The organism is Pseudomonas cucumis (genome assembly GCF_030687935.1).
Classification (GTDB): Bacteria; Pseudomonadota; Gammaproteobacteria; order Pseudomonadales; family Pseudomonadaceae; genus Aquipseudomonas; species Aquipseudomonas cucumis.
In genome coordinates, this window is record NZ_CP117454.1 from 243,549 (window position 1) to 260,565 (window position 17,017).

Genomic DNA, 17,017 nt, shown 5'->3' on the forward strand with positions numbered 1-17,017 from the left:
AAGGGCGATCGTTCCCACGCTCCGCGGGGGAATGCCTCAACGGACGCTCCGCGTCCGCTCTTGGGACGCGGAGCGTCCCGGGCTGCATTCCCACGCGGAGCGTGGGAACGATCAGTTACAAGGAGTCAGTGTCGGTAGTGGGATCCGGTGTGTTGCTTGGGCAAATGCGCCTTGCCGTGAAACAGTTTTTCTCGCAGGCTGCCGTCGTCATAAGCGGTCTTGTACGACCCTCTGCGTTGCAACTCCGGAATCACTAGTTCAATGAAATCCACATAGCTTTCCGGGGTGACAATCCGCGTCAGATTGAAACCATCCAGGCCGGTTTCCGCGATCCAGGATTCCAGTTCGTCGGCCACCTGCTGCGGCGAGCCGACCACGGTGATGTAGCGGCCACCGAGAGCGTGTTGTTCCAGCAGTTTGCGGCGGGTCCAATCGTTGTTTTGCAGGTTCTTGGTGGCGGACTGGATGGCGTTGCTCTTCACGTACTGGATCGGTTCGTCGAGTTCGTACTCGGAAAAATCGATCCCGGTGGACGCCGAGAAGTGCGCCACGCCAGCCTCGGCACTGGCGTAACTCAGGTACTCGGCATGCTTGGTCCAGGCCAGCTCTTCGGTGGCGCCGACGATCACGTTCAACCCCATGAACACCTTGATGTCCCAGGGATTGCGCCCGGCTTCGACGGCGCTGACGCGAACTTTGTCCACCTGAACCCGGGTCGCCGGTTTGTTCTGACCGCTAATGAACACGCACTCGGCATGCCGACCGGCGAACAGCAGACCGCGATCGGAGCTACCGGCCTGGAACAGCACCGGCGTGCGTTGCGGCGATGGCTCGCAGAGGTGATAACCCTCGACCTGATAGAACTCACCCTTGTGCTCGACCTTGTGCACTTTCGCAGGTAAGGCGTAGATCCGCTGTTCGCGGTCGTTGAGCACCGCGCCGTTTTCCCAGCTGCCCTCCCAGAGTTTGTAGAGCACTTGCAGGTATTCATCGGCCTGGTCGTAACGGCGGTCGTGTTCCACCTGTTCGCTCAGGCCCATGGCCTTGGCGGCGCTGTCGAGGTAGCCGGTGACGATGTTCCAGCCGACCCGCCCACGGCTCAAATGATCGAGCGTCGACATGCGCCGGGCGAACAGGTACGGAGGTTCGTAGGTCAGGTTGGCGGTCAGGCCGAAGCCGAGGTTTCTGGTGACTGCGGCCATGGCCGAGACCAGCAGCAACGGGTCGTTGACCGGCAACTGGATCGACTCTTTGAGCGGCACGTCCACCGAGTTTTGATAGACGTCGTACACACCGGCGATGTCGGCGATGAACAGACCGTCGAACAGTCCGCGTTCCAGCAACTGCGCCAGTTCGGTCCAGTATTCGATGGTTTTGTATTGGGTCGAGGTGTCCCGTGGATGCGTCCACAAGCCATGATTGATGTGCCCGATGCAGTTCATGTTGAAGGCATTGAGCAGGATCTTCTTTTTGGCGTCGGCCATCAGATGGTCCCCCGCAACGGCGGGTTTTCATCGTTGAGGTAATAATTGCCCACCGCGTGATACTTCCAGCGCACCGGGTCGTGCAGGGTGTGCACCCGGGCATTGCGCCAGTGGCGATCGAGGCCGTGCTCGATCAGGGTCGCCTGGCTGCCGGCGAGTTCGAACAGCGTGCTGCCGGCGGCGAGGGAGATCTCAGTGCTGATGGCCCGGGCTTCGGCGACGGCAATCGACGCGGCGGCGACGGTCTCGGCATTGGTGTTGGCCTGGGCCTGGTCGAGGAATTCGCCGGAGCGTTCCAGCAGGGCTTCGGTGGCGTGCAGGCGAATGCTCAAGTGGCCGAAACTTTTGATCGTCAGCGGGTCTTCGGTGGCTTTGTCGTTGCCGGAATCAATCCATGGCCGGGTCTTGGTGCGCACAAAATGCAGTGCATCTTCGTAAGCGGCGCGGGCGATGCCGGTGTCGATCGCGGCGTGGAGAATCTGCGCCAGCGGGCCGACAGTGGTCGGGCGTTCGAACGCGCTTTGAAACGGGATCACATCCTCGGCAGTGACGTAGACATCCTCGAACACCACCGAACCGCTGCCGGTGGTGCGCTGGCCGAAGCCGCTCCAGTCATCGATGACCGTCAGGCCTTTGCTGTTACGCGGGACGAAAGCCAATTGCTGCACACCGTTTTCGTCCACGACTGACGTCGGGATGCGCTGGGCGTAAATCGCGCCGGTGGCGTAGAACTTGCGTCCGTTGATGCGATAGCCGTCGCCATCACGAGTCAGGCTGGTGACACGATCATGGGCGGTTTTGGTGCCCAGTTCCGCGAGTGCGTTGCCGAAGCGCTGGCCGGCCAACACCTCGGCGTAGAGGCGTTTTTTCTGCTCATCGGTGCCGTTCACGCGCAGCACTTCGAGGGCGTAGAAATGGTTTTGTGGAATTTGTCCGAGGGAGCCATCAGCCTGGGCGATCAGCGCGATCACCTTGGCCAGGGTCACGTTGGAAACCCCAGCGCCACCGTATTCTTTTGGCACGCTGATGCCCCAAAGACCCGAACGGGAAAACACTTCCAGTTCCGGGTATGGCAAACGACGTTCGCGGTCGCGCAGGGCGCTGTCGCGTTTGAAATCGTCGGCCAAGTCACTGGCGATGATCAGGGCATGCTCATCGCTGGTGATGACCGCGACGTGGTGAGAAAGAGTCATGGTCGTTAAATCCAGGAGTGGCGAGCGGGGAGTGTGCCGTTAAGGCGATAGGCGCCGACCGCGTGATATTTCCAGCGCACCGGGTCGTGCAGCGTGTGCACCCGGGCGTTGCGCCAGTGGCGGTCGAGGTTGAATTCGGCGAGGGTGGCGCGGCTGCCGGCCAGTTCGAAGAGCTTTTCGCTGGCCAGCAGCGAAATCTCGGTGGTCAGCACTTTGGCTTCGGCCACAGCAATCGAGGCACGCGCAGCGGACTCGGCGGTGAGCGGCGCGGCGTTGACCTCATCGAGTACTTGCCCGGCCTTGCGCAGCAGCGCTTCGGCGGCGTGCAGTTCGATTTTCAGCTTGCCGATGTCGGCGATCACGTAGAGGTCGTCGCTGGCCCGGTCGACCTTGGCATCGATCCAGGGCCGTGCGCGTTTTTGCACGAACTCGATGGCGTCATCGATGGCGCCTCGAGCAATGCCGGCGTCGATGGCTGCTTGAATCAACTGCGACACAGCGCCCTGGGTATTCGGGCTGTCGTTGATCTTCCAGTTATCCACTACCAGCTCGGCATCGACCCGCACGTTGTTGAGCAAAAGGGTGCCGCTGGCGGTGGTGCGCTGGCCGAAACCTGACCAGTCATCAACGATGCGCAAGCCCGGCGTGCCGCGACGAACGAAGGCCAGTACTTGCTTGCCTTCGTCGTTCAGCGCCTTGACGGCCACCCAGTGGGCGAACAGGGCGCCGGTGGAATAGAACTTCTGCCCGTTGATAACGAAGCCATCGCCGTCGGCGGTGATCCGCGCCTTGAGCTCCAGGGTATTTTTGGTCCCGCGCTCGGGTCCCGCGTTACCGATTCGCCAGCCTTCGAGCACGCTTTTGAACAGCTGTTTTTTCTGCGACTCGGTGGCGCTGCCGAGTATCAGGTTGAGAATGCCGAACTGGTTCTGCGGTATCTGCCCCAGCGCCGGGTCGGCCGCGGAAATGATCGCGAACACCGAGGCTAAGGTGACGAATGAAACCTGCGGGCCACCGTACTCACGCGGGATGGCGATGCTGCCCAGGCCGCTGCGGGTGAACTGTTCGATTTCCGACCACGGCAGCTTGCGCTGCTGGTCACGTTTGGCGGCTTGCAGGCGGGCGACTTGCGCCAGCTCATGGGCCGCCTTGATGGCTTGGGCGTCGTTGCGCAAGACCTGCGCGGGCAACAATAAGGGGGCGATGTCCAGATCACTCTGGACGATTGCATCTGCCAGACTGGACATCAGTGCCGCTCCTTGGCTGCACGCAATGCCCTGGCGATTTGCACTGGGGTGATTGTGTTCCGGACCATACCTACCTCACATCTCATGAAAGCGCCGCAAGGGTTGCGGCGAACGAAAAACACGAATGTCCGGTGGTCCGGTGTATATACCCTAAACATGTATAAATAATTAATGAACTAACTTTTAGGAATATATATAGAAGAGGTGCCACACACCCCTGTAGCAGCTGGCGAAGCCTGCGTTCGGCTGCGCAGCAGTCGTGAATCCTGAATCCGCGATTAACCTGAATGACCACGGTGCACGATTTTGCGACTGCTTCGCAGCCGAACGCAGGCTTCGCCAGCTGCTACGGGAGCTCACCGTTTGCGGGATTCAGCGGCCATGAGCACTTCTTTCGGCGGCACTCTCAGGTAGGGATTGGCACAGCCGATCTTCAGTGTGCGTGCCGGTGCCCAGCGCGAGTTGTTACCCACCCGATCGAGGATGCAGTAGGTCACTTCCAGTCGAAGGTCTTCGCCGGCTTCGAGAATGATCGCCGGGGGTACCCAGACCTGAATCGGCTGACCCACATCGCAAGCCTTGAGCTTGGGCAGGTCCATGCGCACATCGCCCCAGCGCAGGGTGATTTCGTCGTCGGCGGCCATGTTCAGGTACGGCTCGATGGTCAACGGGACACCGCGTTTGACCTGGTTCGGATTGACCCCCTGACGGCGAATGGTCTCAGGGATGAATACGGGCGCCAGGCTCTGGTTTTCCTCATCGCAAAGCAGCAGGCCACCCGGGCAATCAAGTTTGATCTGGACGCGCGCCGCCGGTGATACAGCCGGCCCTTGCCCGACCTGCATGACCTTGTAATGGACGCGGGCAGAACCATTGGCAATGAAGCTTTCCGGCACCCGCAGGCTCACCGCTTTGCCGCCATGGTCGGGGCCCAGGACACTGGAGGCTACGTAGCAGTTGTTCCAGAACAACTCGATCAGGTCGCCTTCATCCATACCGGAGTAGGGAGCCACGTCGATCATAAGGTGAGCGGCGGAGGTGATGTTGATACCGGCCTTGTGGCTTTGCGCCAGGGTCGGGGCTGCAAGTTCAGGTTTGTTTGAAGTGCTTGTCATGGGTTTCTCTCCTTGAAGCTTTGCCGCGAAGTCCATTTCTGAAAGATCGAAAGGGGTGAATTACCAAGCAACAAAACGATTCACTATTTGCGCGCTTAAACAATGATTGAGTGTGATGGCTGTTGCCTGTTGGAGACTAGATAAGAGTGCACTTGAATAAGTGTCAATAGCGTTGATTGGTTAAAGGTTAGTTCTTGCGTGATTCAGAAAACTCCTACGTGGCGTGGTTAATAAACCCCATCGCTCTGTCGAATAAAGTCCGGTATTTGGTGTGTTTTATGCCTCTGAGGCAGCAACCCTTTGAGTGTGTGCAGCAAGGTGTTTTATAAAATTTAGGCGATATTAATCTGTTGCAGGACATATATATGTACCGCATGGAGCGGCGGGAAGTTATTTATGATGAGGGTGAGTCAAGGGGATGTTGAGAGGGGACTATAGCCTTTTATAAGGCGGGCTTAATGTCACTTCCATCCCTGGAAGTTGACAGTTTACGAGTGAGGCAGTACTAAGCGTTATTAAGAAACTTGCTGAGAAACTGTTTCGTCCGTTCCTCTTTCGGATTGGCAAACAGTGCCTTGGCTTCGCCTTGTTCGACGATCACCCCCTTGTCGAAAAACACCACGCGGTTGGCCACGTCCCGGGCAAAGCCCATTTCGTGGGTGACGATCACCATGGTGCGTTTCTCCTCGGCCAGACCGCGGATGGTCGCCAGCACTTCGCCCACCAGTTCCGGGTCCAGTGCAGAAGTCGGCTCATCGAACAGGATCACTTCCGGTTCCATCGCCAACGCCCGGGCAATCGCCACACGCTGTTGCTGACCACCGGAGAGGCGTCGCGGGTAAGCGTCTTCCTTGCCCGCCAGGCCGACCTTGGCCAACAGCTTTTTCCCCAGGGCAACGGCTTCGGCGCGTGGGATCTTTTTCACCACCAACGGGCCTTCGATCACGTTTTCCAGGGCGGTGCGATGGGGGAACAGGTTGAAGTTCTGGAACACAAAACCCACATGCTGGCGCAAGCGCCGTACCAGGCCCTGCTGCTGGTTCAGGGGGCGGCTGCCATCGATCTCGATGTCGCCGACCTTGATCCGGCCGCTGCTAGGTTCCTCGAGAAAATTCAGGCAACGCAGGAAGGTGGTTTTGCCCGAGCCGCTGGGGCCGATGATCGCCACCACCTCGCCTTCCTTCACCTGCAGATCGATGCCGTTGAGCACCACCTGACCCTTGAACTGCTTTGTCAGTTTTTCCACGACAATCATTGGGTCAGGACTCCTGGTCGTGCCGATTAACCCGCGCTTCCAACTGGTTCTGCAGATGCGACAGTACAGTCGCCAGAACCCAGTAGATCAGCGCAGCGGCAAGATACATGGTGAAAATTTCGAAGGTGCGGGCGGTAATCAGCTGTGCCTGACGGAACAGCTCCGGCACCTGAATGGTGGCTGCCAGAGCGGTGTCCTTGACCAGCGAAATAAAGCTGTTGCCCAACGGTGGCAAGGCCGTGCGCGCCGCTTGCGGCAGGATGGCCCGGCGCAGGGTTTGCGCGCGGGTCATGCCGATACTGGCGGCGGCTTCCCACTGGCCGCGCTCGATGGAGCTGATGGCGGCACGCAGGATTTCGCAGGCATAGGCCGCCATGTTCAGCGAGAAGCCGATCAGGGCCGCCGGCAGCGGATCAAGTTCGATACCCAGTTGCGGCAAGCCGTAATAGATCACGAACAGTTGCACCAGCAACGGCGTGCCGCGAAAGAACGACACGTAGATGCGGGCGATCCAGCTCACCAGTTTGAAGCGCGACAGGCGCATCAAGGCCAGGCCGAAGCCCATCAGCAGGCCGAAGAACATTCCGCCCAGGCTCAGGATGACTGTGTAGTACGCGCCCTTGAGCAGAAAGGGCGCGGAGTCCAGCGCAAGTTGGAAAGCTTCTCCCATTATTGAGTGACGTCAGCGCTGAAGTATTTTTCCGACAGCTTTTTCAGCGTACCGTCGGCACGCAGCTTGTCGATGGCCTTGTTCACCGCGGCCAGCAGCTCGGGCTCGCCTTTGCGCAGGGCAATACCGGCTTCCTGGCGGGAGAATGCTTCGCCGGCGGCGGCAGTGTCCTTGGCCTTCCTGGCGTATTCCAGAGCGGCCAGGCGGTCGATCAGGATGGCATCGATGCGGCCGACGCGCAGATCCTGGAACTTGGTCGGATCATCTTCGTAGGTGCGGATGTCCGCCTTGGGCACATTCTCTTTCACCCACTGCTCGTAGTTGGTGCCCAGGCCTACGCCGACTTTCTTGCCGGCCAGATCGGCGGCGGTCTTGATGGTGTCTTTGTTTTTGGTCAGGGTCAGCGCCTGAATCCCGGAAACGGTGTAAGGCGTGGAGAAGTCGTACTTCTTCTTGCGCTCTTCGGTGATGGTCACCTGGTTGATCACCGCGTCCAGACGCTTGGATTCCAGGGCTGCGAGGATGCCTTCCCATTTGGTCGGCTGCAGTTTGACCTTCACGCCCAGCTCTTTGGCCAAGGCTTCGGAGAACTCGACTTCGAAGCCGCTCAGTTTGCCGGCCTCGTCGACGAAGCTGAACGGTGGATAAGTGCCTTCCAGACCGACGTTGATCACGCCTGCGTCCTTGATCTTTTGCAGCTGCTCACCGGCCACTGCCTGCCCGAGCAGGCCGGCGCTCAGCGCCAGGCCCAGCGAACCCACCAGCAGATTTCGACGTAATGCGGAAAAATTCATGACAAGCCCCTGTGTTTTCTTATGGAAGACGCTTAAGGAAAGTTGGCAAATTCGGGATTTGAACGACTGCGATATCCTGCCCTAAAGCAGCTTATGCGTCTTGCAGCAAATTCGCCTGCGGCGCGACTATATGATGTTGTCTTTAGATTGGAAAATACTAAATATTAAGTTTGTTATTCTTTATTTGTATGTGTGGATCGCTTTCGCGGGCGAGCTTCGCTCACAGGAGAACGCGGTTTCATGATCGTTCCAACGCTCTGCGTGGGAATGCCTCTAGGGACGCTCCGCGTCCAGTGACGCGGAGCGTCACGGGCTGCATTCCCACGCGGAGCGTGGGAACGATCAGTTATAGAAAGTCTTTGTAGGCAAACAACGCCGGCGCGCCACCGGTGTGCAGGAAGATGATCGGGCCGTCATTGAAGCGCTGGCGCCCGATGCCGTCGAGCAAACCGGCCATGGCCTTGCCGGTGTACACCGGATCCAGCAACAACCCTTCCTGACTCGCCAGCAGCTTCAGCGCTGACAATGTCCCGGCATTCGGCTCGCCATAACGTGGGCCGAAATATTCGTCCCATAGTTCGATTTTGAAACTCGCCGGCAGTCTCACGCCCAGCAGCTCGGCAGTGCATTCGGCGAGGCCCTGGACTTTCGGTCGTTGAGCTTCATCGCTACGGGAAACGGTCACGCCGATCACTGGCAAATCCGGCAGTGCTTCGCTCAATGCCAGCGCCAGGCCGCTGTGGGTGCCGGCACTTCCGGACGCCAGCACCACGGCGGCGAATTGCAGCCCGGTGTCCTTGATCTGTTCGGCCAGTTCCAGGCCCGCACGGACATAACCCAAAGCGCCCAATGCATTCGAGCCACCAATCGGCACCAGATACGGCTTTTTACCGTTGCTGCGCAGACGCCCGGCCAGCGCTTCCAATTGCTCGTCGGCATTGTCGAGGTTTTCCACCAGCTCGACCTTGGCATCGAACAGGTCCAGCAACAGCCGATTGCCGTTGCCGACATAGTTGCTGTCGTCGGTGCCGAGGGGATTTTCCAGCAGCGCTACGCAGCCCAGGCCCAGCTTGGCCGCAATGGCGGCGGTCTGGCGCACGTGGTTGGACTGGATCGCACCTGCGGTGATCAACGTGTCAGCGCCCTGGGCCAAGGCATCGGCGGCCAGGTATTCGAGTTTGCGCAGCTTGTTGCCGCCCAGTGCCAATGGCGTCAGGTCATCACGTTTGACGTACAGATCGCGGCCCAGCCAGGTCGACAGGCGTTCGAGTTTTTCCAGGGGAGTAGGATGACCGAGCAGGTCGAGGCGGTTAAAGCGGGCAAGCTGTTGTTTGATCATGGGTCCGTACTGGCGGAGGAAGATGTCAGGACTATAGGCACGGGTATTTTGTGGGGCAACTGTCAATCGCTTATAGCCAAAAGTATTGAGCACAGCACTATTGGTTCTTAATTCGGCCGCAAGCCGTTGCCGTAAAGTAATCGCGGTTAACGCGGCCAGACAGTCCGGCCGCCCGTGAGGAGTTTTTACCGTGAGCGAGCGTTCCAGCCATTGGCAATTGCAGACCATCGTCAGCCAACTGCGTACGGCGCGCGACCAGTGGCGCGCACAAAACGGCCGTGCCAGCGGCGAGCAGGGCGGTCGCGAGTTGCCGTCCCGAGCGGCCATGGCGGACATTCTCGAAGCCTTGTGCGGTGCGCTGTTCCCGATGCGTCTGGGGCCGGTGGATTTGCGCGAGGAAAGTGAAGATTTCTACGTCGGCCACACTCTGGATGTGGCGTTGAACGCGTTGCTGGCTCAGGCGCGGCTCGAACTGCGTTACGCCGCTCGCCATGGTGCCCGGGCCGACACTGAAGTCGAAGCCAGGGCCGTCGAGATCATTCAGGACTTCGCCCTCGCCCTGCCAGGATTGCGCAGCCTGTTGGACACCGATGTGCTGGCCGCCTATCACGGTGACCCGGCGGCCCGCAGTGTCGATGAAGTGTTGCTCTGCTACCCGGGGATTCTGGCGGTGATTCACCATCGTCTGGCCCATCATTTATATCGCGCCGGCTTGCCGCTGCTGGCGCGGATCAGCGCGGAAATCGCCCACTCGGCCACCGGCATCGACATCCATCCGGGGGCGCAGATCGGTCGCAGTTTCTTCATCGATCACGGGACGGGTGTGGTGATCGGCGAGACCGCGATCATTGGCGAGCGCGTGCGGATTTATCAGGCGGTGACCTTGGGCGCCAAGCGCTTCCCGGCGGACGAAGACGGCCAGTTGCAGAAGGGCCATCCGCGGCATCCGATCGTCGAGGACGATGTGGTGATCTATGCCGGCGCGACGATTCTGGGACGGATCACCATCGGCAAGGGCTCAACCATCGGTGGCAACGTCTGGCTGACCCGCAGTGTGCCGGCGGGGTGCAACCTGACCCAGGCGAATCTGCAGCATGATGATGGGACGCAAAAGTAAGTAAGTTCCTCATCTGATCGTTCCCACGCTCCGCGTGGGAATGCCTCACTGGACGCTCCGCGTCCGCTCTTGATGTGACGCAAAGCGTCACGGGCTGCACTCCCACCCAGAGCGTGGGAACGATCATCCTCCAAACCCCGCGTCATATCCTTCCTTGAGCTAGCTTAAGAAAGCTACCGTCGAGCTCTACGATTAGTCCTTAGCCCCCTATCCATGTTTAACTTGAACGCTCATTCAAGTTAAACCGCCGGTTTGCTGCCCGCTCACAACAGGAGGCTTGCCTTTGCCGAGTCCGTTATTGATTGCCCTGTTTCACCCCCTTGAGGTGCCCCTTTCATGAGTGCACCGTCCACCTCCGCAAGCGGCCAGGTCCGCATGAATCCGCCGGTGTTTTATTTCGCGGCGACCTTTATTTTGTTGTTCGCCGTGGTGGTCATGGCGATACCCGAACAGGCCGGTGCCTGGCTGTTGCAAGCGCAAAACTGGGCGGCCAATACGGTCGGCTGGTATTACATGCTCGCGATGACGCTGTATCTGGTCTTCGTGGTGGTCACCGCCTTGTCCGGCTACGGCAAGATCAAGCTCGGTGCCGACCACGACGAGCCCGAATTCAGCTACCTGTCCTGGGCCGGCATGCTGTTCGCCGCCGGGATCAGCATCACGTTGTTCTTCTTTTGCGTGTCCGAACCGCTGACGCACCTGGCGCAACCGCCGCAAGGCGAGGCCGGAACGGCGGATGCGGCGCGTCAGGCGATGCAGATTCTGTTTCTGCACTGGGGCCTGCACGGTTGGGGCGTGTTCGCCTTCGTCGGCATGGCGCTGGCCTATTTCGCCTATCGACATAACCTGCCGCTGGCCCTGCGTTCGGCGCTGTACCCGCTGATCGGCAAGCGCATCAACGGCCCCATCGGCTACGCGGTGGACGGCTTCGGCATCATCGCCACGGTGTTCGGCCTCGGCGCCGACATGGGCTTTGGCGTGCTGCACCTCAACTCGGGCCTGGACTACCTGTTCGGCATTGCTCATACCCAGTGGATTCAGGTCGGCCTGATCACGTTGATGATGGGCGCGGCGATCATCGTCGCGGTGTCCGGCGTCGATAAAGGCGTGCGAGTGATGTCCGACATCAACATGCTGCTGGCTTGTGCGCTGCTGCTGTTCGTGTTGTTTGCCGGCCCTACCCAGCACTTGCTCAATACGCTGATCCAGAACATCGGGGATTACCTCGGCGCCTTGCCGATGAAGAGTTTCGACCTTTACGCCTATGACAAACCCAGCGACTGGCTGGGCGGCTGGACGGTGTTCTACTGGGCTTGGTGGATTGCATGGTCGCCGTTCGTGGGCCTGTTCATCGCGAGGATTTCCCGTGGTCGGACCATCCGCGAATTCGTCTTCGGCGTGCTGCTGATCCCGCTCGGTTTCACCCTGGCGTGGATGTCGATCTTCGGCAACAGCGCCATGGACCAAGTCCTCAACCACGGCATGAGCGCACTCGGCATGTCGGCCATCGACAACCCGTCGATGACCCTGTACCTGCTACTGGAAACCTACCCGTGGAGCAAAACCGTAATTGCGGTCACGGTGTTCATCAGCTTCGTATTCTTCGTGACCTCCGCCGATTCGGGCACCGTGGTGTTGTCGACCTTGTCCGCCAAGGGCGGTAACCCGGATGAAGACGGGCCGAAATGGCTGCGAGTGTTCTGGGGCGCGATGACTGCGCTGGTGACCAGCGCGCTGCTGTTCTCCGGCAGCATCGACGCATTGAAGTCAGCGGTGGTGCTGACCTCGTTGCCGTTCTCGATGATTTTGCTACTGATGATGTGGGGACTGCACAAGGCGTTTTATCTGGAATCGCAGAAGCAGATCGCGCAACTGCATTCCCTCGCGCCTGTGTCTGGAGCGCGGCGGGGTGGTTGGCGTCAGCGCTTGAGTCAGGCGGTGCATTTCCCGTCGCGCGATGAGGTCTATCGCTTCCTCGATACCACGGTGCGCCCGGCGATTGAAGAGGTGACGGCAGTGTTCGTCGAGAAGGGCTTGCACGTGGTCACTCAGCCAGATCCGGCCAATGACAACGTCAGCCTGGAGATCGGTCATGGCGAGCTGCATCCGTTCATTTATCAGGTGCAGATGCGCGGGTACTTCACCCCGTCCTTCGCGCGGGGCGGCATGGGGTCCAAGCAACTCAACAACCGCCGTTATCACCGCGCCGAAGTGCATTTGAGCGAGGGCAGTCAGGACTACGATCTGGTGGGTTATACCAAGGATCAGGTGATCAACGACATCCTCGACCAGTACGAACGGCACATGCAGTTCCTGCATCTGGTGCGTTGATTGAGGAGGGGGCGCTGACGTCTTGTCAGGCGTCAGTGCTCATCGCCATGAACAACACCAGCGCCGCCACCGGTACGCCGAATACCGCGCTACCCACCACCAGTTCCGTGCTCAACGGCTGGCCGGCGTTGACCATGCCGACCGCGCCGTTGATCAAGGTCAACGCCAGCCACAGCACGACAAAGCTGTAGGCCAGGGTCTGGCGGGGGAAACCGATTTTCTCGCCGATGAACAGCATCAGCGCCAGAAGGACCAGGCCGAAGAAGATGATGATGGTGGTGTGCATGATGCGGTTCCGCCTTCAGGTGTGTGTTGTCCTTGAGGCCGCCTTCGCGGGCAAGCCTCGCTCCTACACATTCAGTGTCGTTCATGTCTGGCACAAAACCTGTAGGAGCGAGGCTTTCCCGCGAAGGGGCCCTTACTGCTCACCCCAATACATCGAGCATAGTTAAACCAACCCCCCATTCGCCCGCAGAATTTGCCCATTGACCCAAGCCGAATCCGGCCCCACCAGAAACGACACAACGCGAGCAATATCCTCCGGCTGACCCAAACGCTCCAATGGAGGCATTTTGGCGAAGTTCTGGATCTGCTCTTCGCTCTTGCCGTGCAAAAACAGCTCAGTCGCCACCGGGCCAGGGGCCACGGCATTAACGGTGATGTTGCGACCACGCATTTCCTTGGCGAACACCTGGGTCAGGGATTCCACTGCTGCCTTGCTGGCGATGTACACCGCGTAGCCGGGCAAGTTAAGGCCAACGGTGCTGCTGGAGAAGTTGATGATCCGGCCGCCGCTGTTCAGGCGGGTTGCCGCTTCACGCAAGGTGTTGAACGTGCCGCGCGCGTGGATGTTGAAAGTCTGGTCGAACAGTTCATCCGTGTGTTGCGCCAGCGGCATCACTTTGAGGATGCCGGCGTTATTGATGAGCACATCGACCTTACCCAGTTGCGCTTCGGTCTCGTCGAACAACCGGCGCACGTCGTCGGCATTGGCCACGTCTGCCTTGACCGCTATGGCTTGATGCCCGGCCTGACGCAACTCCACCACCCGTTTTGATGCTTCAGTGGCGCTGTTGGCGTAGTTGATGGCGACGGCGAAACCTTCGCTGGCGAGTTGTCTGGCGATCACGGCGCCGATGCCGCGGGAGGCGCCGGTCACGATGGCAACTTTCGACGTTTGAGTAGTCATGGCGTTGATTCCTTGGAGTGGTTTGAAGTGGAGCCAGACTCACATGTTTACTCAGGGTGATAAATGCATGAGAGTTGGCTTGACTGTTCAATAATCGCCAACAATCGACCGCCAGGAGCTCGCATGGATCAAGTCAAAGCGATGAAGATTTTCGTGCGGATCTACGAGCGCAGCAGCTTCACGCTGGCGGCCGATGACCTGAACCTGCCGCGGGCAACCCTGACTCACACACTGAATCAGTTCGAAGCCTGGCTGGGTACTCGTTTACTTGAGCGCAGCACGCGCAAGGTGCGTCCTACGCTGGATGGCGAGGCGTACTACTTGCGTTGCGTGCAGTTGCTGGCGGAACTGGAAGAAGCCGAACTGGCATTCCGCAGCGTGGCGCCGAAAGGGCGGTTGCGAGTGGACCTGCACGGCACCTTGGCCAAGCACTTCGTGATCCCGGCGTTGCCGCAATTCATGGCGCGTTACCCGGACATCGAACTGTCCATCAGCGAGGCCGATCGCTTCGTCGACCTGATCGCAGAAGGCGTTGATTGCGTGTTACGCGCCGGTACCTTGGGCGACTCTGCGCTGATAGGTAAACGTGTCGCCAACCTGCGCCAGATCACCTGCGCCAGCCCCGCCTACCTGCGTAAATATGGCGAGCCGAAAAACCTCGAAGACCTGAAAAAACACCGCGCGGTGAACTACGTTTCGCGCACCACCGCGAAGTTGTTTCCGTTTGAATTCATGATCGATGGCGAGCTGAAAGAAGTGGCCATCGATGGCGCGTTGTCGGTGTTCGGTGCGGAGATTTATGCAGCCTCGGCGATAGCAGGCCTGGGCCTTATACAGTGCCCGCGTTACCGAATGGAAACGCTGATTTCCCAAGGGGTGGTGCAGGAAATCCTGGTCGACACACCACCGCCACCGATGCCGGTTTCCGTGTTGTATCCCCATAACAAACACATGTCGCCACGGGTTCGGGTGTTTGTGGATTGGTTGGGGGAGGTGTTTGCGGGGGCTCAGTAACTGCCGGCCCACCGATCGTTCCCATGCTCCGCGTGGGAATGCCTCAACGGACGCTCTGCGTTCGGCTTTGGATGGGACGCGGAGCGTCCCGGGCTACATTCCCACGCAGAGCGTGGGAACGATCAGTACGGAGTTATTCAGCCGTCGAAGATCTGTGAAACGTTTCAGCATTTTCTCGAGTCCGAGGTTTATCGGCGTTTGTCCGGCGTATGCTGGGCAACTTGCAAAGCAGTCGATACCACATTCAAGACCGACAAGAGAGGATTCGATGACCTACACCGCTGCCGAAAACCGCTACGATTCCATCCCTTACCGCCGTGTAGGCCGCAGCGGGCTGGTGCTGCCGGCGTTATCCCTGGGCTTGTGGCACAACTTCGGCGACAGCACGCCGATCGATACCCAGCGTTCGTTGCTGCGCACGGCGTTCGATCTCGGTATCAACCATTTCGACCTGGCCAACAACTACGGCCCGCCGTATGGCAGCGCCGAGATCAACTTCGGTCGTTTGCTGCGCGAAGACTTCAAGCAGTACCGCGACGAGTTGATCATCTCCAGCAAGGCCGGTTGGGATATGTGGGCCGGCCCTTACGGTCAGGGCGGTGGTTCGCGTAAATACATATTGGCCAGCCTCGACCAGAGCCTGCAGCGCCTGGGCCTCGACTACGTAGACATCTTCTATTCCCACCGCTTCGATCCGGACACACCGCTTGAAGAAACCGCCAGCGCACTGGCCACTGCGGTGCAGCAGGGCAAGGCGCTGTATATCGGCATCTCGTCCTATTCCGGAGTGAAAACCCGTGAAATCGCTGGGTTGCTGAAAGAGTGGAAAGTGCCGTTGCTGATACACCAACCGGCCTACAACCTGCTGAATCGCTGGGTCGAAAAGGACCTGCTGGACACCACCGATGAACTCGGCACCGGCGTGATCGCCTTCACGCCATTGGCTCAAGGGCTGTTGACCGACAAGTACCTCAATGGCGTGCCAGCGGATGCGCGGGTCAATCGACCGGGCGGTGGTTCGTTGCAGGCGTCGCACCTGTCCGAAGCCAACATCGCCCATGTGCGGGCGCTTAATGAAATCGCCAAACGCCGCGGTCAGAGCCTGGCGCAGTTGGCGCTGGCCTGGACCCTGCGCGACCCGCGGGTGACCTCGGCGCTGATCGGCGCGAGCCGGCCGGAGCAGATCATCGAGAACGTCGGGGCGTTGAAGAATCTGAGTTTTAGCGTGGAAGAGCTGGCGGAGATTGACCGGTTTGCCCAAGAGGGTGGGATCAATTTGTGGGAGAAGCCTTCGACGGCGGAGTAACTCCGTACTGATCGTTCCCACGCTCTGCGTGGGAATGCCGCCCGGGACGCTCCGCGTCCCATCCAAAGCCGAGCGCAGAGCGTCCGTTGAGGCGTTCAACGATCGGCTCACCGAAAAAACGGCACATCCCCCAACACGGTTGCCCGCTGCATGACCCGCCGCGCCGGGCGGTAATCATCCACCGCGTGATGCTGGGTCACACGATTGTCCCAGAATGCAATGTCGTCTTTCTGCCAGCGCCAGCGGATGGTGAATTCCGGCCGTGTGGTGTGGGCGAACAGGAATTTCAGAATCACCTCGCTTTCCGTCTCCGACAGTTCATTGATCTTCGACGTGAACCCTTCATTGACGAACAACGACCGGCGCCCGCTCACCGGGTGCGTACGAATCACCGGGTGCGATAACGGTGGGTTCTTGCGCCGGGCTTCTTCCCACTGGGCCAAAGCTTGCGGTGTATTGCCATAGCGCTCCAGCGGGAAGGAACGTGTGAAATCGTGAGTGGCGGTCAACCCTTCGAGCAGAGTTTTCATCGGTGAGGACAGTGCCTCATACGCCGCAATACCACTGGCCCACAGCGTATCGCCGCCAAATTCCGGCAGCAGTTTGGCGCTGAGCACCGCGCCCATCGCCGGGGTCGGCAGGAAGGTCACGTCGGTGTGCCAGATCGCGTTGTCCCGCACGTCGGTGACGGCGGTGTCGAGGATCAGCACTTCCGGCTGCTCCGGCACGTTCGGGTAGATCGGGTGGATGTGCAGGTCGCCGAAATAGGCGGCGAATCGCGCTTGCTGCTGCGGCTCGATCGGTTGGTCGCGGAAGAACAGCACTTGATGCTTGAGCAGTGCCTGCTCGATGGCGTCGCGTTGTTCCACGTTCAGCGGCTGGCTGATATCGACACCGCTGATTTGCGCGCCGAGGGCGGAGCTTAAAGGGACGATTGTCAGGTGGCTCATGGTGGTTCTCTTT

General features: G+C 59.6%; 15 protein-coding genes. 4 read left to right on the plus strand and 11 right to left on the minus strand.

From position 1 onward, the window contains the following. Nucleotides 1–125: 125 nt before the first annotated feature. The 8 genes from PSH97_RS01045 to PSH97_RS01080 all read right to left on the minus strand — a co-directional run bounded on the left by PSH97_RS01045 (nt 126) and on the right by PSH97_RS01080 (nt 9,097). On the minus strand, nt 126–1,484 hold the full coding sequence (locus PSH97_RS01045) for an LLM class flavin-dependent oxidoreductase (RefSeq protein WP_305447757.1): 1,359 nt from the start codon (nt 1,482–1,484) through the stop codon (nt 126–128). Further along, the gene (locus PSH97_RS01050; protein WP_305447758.1) at nt 1,484–2,677 is read right to left on the minus strand and encodes an SfnB family sulfur acquisition oxidoreductase; all 1,194 of its coding nucleotides are present in this window, start codon (nt 2,675–2,677) and stop codon (nt 1,484–1,486) included. The genes PSH97_RS01045 and PSH97_RS01050 overlap by 1 nt, the downstream gene beginning before the upstream one ends. Before the next feature lie 5 nt (nt 2,678–2,682). Beyond that, nucleotides 2,683–3,924 carry an SfnB family sulfur acquisition oxidoreductase gene (locus tag PSH97_RS01055; protein ID WP_305447759.1) on the minus strand — a complete coding sequence of 414 codons (1,242 nt, stop codon included), beginning with the start codon at nt 3,922–3,924 and terminating at the stop codon, nt 2,683–2,685. A gap of 356 nt (nt 3,925–4,280) precedes the next feature. Then, nucleotides 4,281–5,039 carry a hypothetical protein gene (locus PSH97_RS01060; protein ID WP_305447760.1) on the minus strand — a complete coding sequence of 253 codons (759 nt, stop codon included), beginning with the start codon at nt 5,037–5,039 and terminating at the stop codon, nt 4,281–4,283. A gap of 505 nt (nt 5,040–5,544) precedes the next feature. Continuing rightward, nucleotides 5,545–6,294: an L-cystine ABC transporter ATP-binding protein TcyN gene (gene tcyN / locus PSH97_RS01065; protein WP_305447761.1), complete on the minus strand. Its 750-nt coding sequence runs from the start codon at nt 6,292–6,294 to the stop codon at nt 5,545–5,547. Nucleotides 6,295–6,298: 4 nt separating this feature from the next. Continuing rightward, nucleotides 6,299–6,964, minus strand: coding sequence for a cystine ABC transporter permease (gene tcyL, locus PSH97_RS01070; RefSeq protein WP_007903115.1), 666 nt, complete (start codon nt 6,962–6,964; stop codon nt 6,299–6,301). Next, complete coding sequence (gene tcyJ, locus PSH97_RS01075) at nt 6,964–7,758, minus strand: cystine ABC transporter substrate-binding protein (protein ID WP_007903114.1); 795 nt, start codon at nt 7,756–7,758, stop codon at nt 6,964–6,966. Before tcyJ ends, tcyL begins: the two co-directional genes overlap by 1 nt. A 346-nt stretch (nt 7,759–8,104) precedes the next feature. Then, nucleotides 8,105–9,097 (minus strand): D-cysteine desulfhydrase, encoded by a 993-nt coding sequence (locus tag PSH97_RS01080; RefSeq protein ID WP_305447762.1) that lies wholly within the window; start codon nt 9,095–9,097, stop codon nt 8,105–8,107. Between the two features lie 190 nt (nt 9,098–9,287). Here PSH97_RS01080 and epsC point away from each other — a divergent pair, with 190 nt between their 5' ends. Both epsC and betT read left to right on the plus strand, forming a co-directional pair. Continuing rightward, on the plus strand, nt 9,288–10,214 hold the full coding sequence (epsC, locus tag PSH97_RS01085) for a serine O-acetyltransferase EpsC (protein ID WP_305447763.1): 927 nt from the start codon (nt 9,288–9,290) through the stop codon (nt 10,212–10,214). 375 nt (nt 10,215–10,589) lie between these two features. Then, complete coding sequence (gene betT / locus PSH97_RS01090) at nt 10,590–12,545, plus strand: choline transporter BetT (RefSeq protein ID WP_305449732.1); 1,956 nt, start codon at nt 10,590–10,592, stop codon at nt 12,543–12,545. 25 nt (nt 12,546–12,570) lie between these two features. Here the strand turns inward: betT and PSH97_RS01095 are convergent, their stop codons facing one another. Together PSH97_RS01095 and PSH97_RS01100 are read right to left on the minus strand one after the other, a co-directional pair. Next, nucleotides 12,571–12,831: a hypothetical protein gene (locus PSH97_RS01095; RefSeq protein WP_305447764.1), complete on the minus strand. Its 261-nt coding sequence runs from the start codon at nt 12,829–12,831 to the stop codon at nt 12,571–12,573. 162 nt (nt 12,832–12,993) lie between these two features. Next, nucleotides 12,994–13,734 (minus strand): SDR family oxidoreductase, encoded by a 741-nt coding sequence (locus PSH97_RS01100; protein WP_305447765.1) that lies wholly within the window; start codon nt 13,732–13,734, stop codon nt 12,994–12,996. Nucleotides 13,735–13,857: 123 nt separating this feature from the next. Here PSH97_RS01100 and PSH97_RS01105 point away from each other — a divergent pair, with 123 nt between their 5' ends. Both PSH97_RS01105 and mgrA read left to right on the plus strand, forming a co-directional pair. Beyond that, entirely contained in the window at nt 13,858–14,748 is an 891-nt protein-coding gene (locus PSH97_RS01105; RefSeq protein WP_305447766.1) for a LysR family transcriptional regulator, read from the plus strand. Between the two features lie 268 nt (nt 14,749–15,016). After that, nucleotides 15,017–16,054, plus strand: coding sequence for an L-glyceraldehyde 3-phosphate reductase (mgrA, locus tag PSH97_RS01110; protein WP_305447767.1), 1,038 nt, complete (start codon nt 15,017–15,019; stop codon nt 16,052–16,054). 107 nt (nt 16,055–16,161) lie between these two features. Here mgrA and tauD read toward each other — a convergent pair whose 3' ends face one another. Continuing rightward, nucleotides 16,162–17,004: a taurine dioxygenase gene (gene tauD / locus PSH97_RS01115; RefSeq protein ID WP_305447768.1), complete on the minus strand. Its 843-nt coding sequence runs from the start codon at nt 17,002–17,004 to the stop codon at nt 16,162–16,164. Nucleotides 17,005–17,017 lie beyond the last annotated feature (13 nt).

Excerpts from the sequence above, each read along its gene's own strand:
- mgrA (WP_305447767.1), top strand. The coding sequence starts at position 15,017 with ATGACCTACACCGCTGCCGAAAACCGCTACGATTCCATCCCTTACCGC.
- PSH97_RS01055 (WP_305447759.1), bottom strand. The coding sequence starts at position 3,924 with ATGTCCAGTCTGGCAGATGCAATCGTCCAGAGTGATCTGGACATCGCC.
- tcyN (WP_305447761.1), bottom strand. The coding sequence starts at position 6,294 with ATGATTGTCGTGGAAAAACTGACAAAGCAGTTCAAGGGTCAGGTGGTG.
- PSH97_RS01095 (WP_305447764.1), bottom strand. The coding sequence starts at position 12,831 with ATGCACACCACCATCATCATCTTCTTCGGCCTGGTCCTTCTGGCGCTG.
- PSH97_RS01050 (WP_305447758.1), bottom strand. The coding sequence starts at position 2,677 with ATGACTCTTTCTCACCACGTCGCGGTCATCACCAGCGATGAGCATGCC.
- PSH97_RS01045 (WP_305447757.1), bottom strand. The coding sequence starts at position 1,484 with ATGGCCGACGCCAAAAAGAAGATCCTGCTCAATGCCTTCAACATGAAC.
- PSH97_RS01105 (WP_305447766.1), top strand. The coding sequence starts at position 13,858 with ATGGATCAAGTCAAAGCGATGAAGATTTTCGTGCGGATCTACGAGCGC.
- betT (WP_305449732.1), top strand. The coding sequence starts at position 10,590 with ATGAATCCGCCGGTGTTTTATTTCGCGGCGACCTTTATTTTGTTGTTC.
- PSH97_RS01100 (WP_305447765.1), bottom strand. The coding sequence starts at position 13,734 with ATGACTACTCAAACGTCGAAAGTTGCCATCGTGACCGGCGCCTCCCGC.
- tcyL (WP_007903115.1), bottom strand. The coding sequence starts at position 6,964 with ATGGGAGAAGCTTTCCAACTTGCGCTGGACTCCGCGCCCTTTCTGCTC.
- tcyJ (WP_007903114.1), bottom strand. The coding sequence starts at position 7,758 with ATGAATTTTTCCGCATTACGTCGAAATCTGCTGGTGGGTTCGCTGGGC.
- PSH97_RS01060 (WP_305447760.1), bottom strand. The coding sequence starts at position 5,039 with ATGACAAGCACTTCAAACAAACCTGAACTTGCAGCCCCGACCCTGGCG.
- tauD (WP_305447768.1), bottom strand. The coding sequence starts at position 17,004 with ATGAGCCACCTGACAATCGTCCCTTTAAGCTCCGCCCTCGGCGCGCAA.
- PSH97_RS01080 (WP_305447762.1), bottom strand. The coding sequence starts at position 9,097 with ATGATCAAACAACAGCTTGCCCGCTTTAACCGCCTCGACCTGCTCGGT.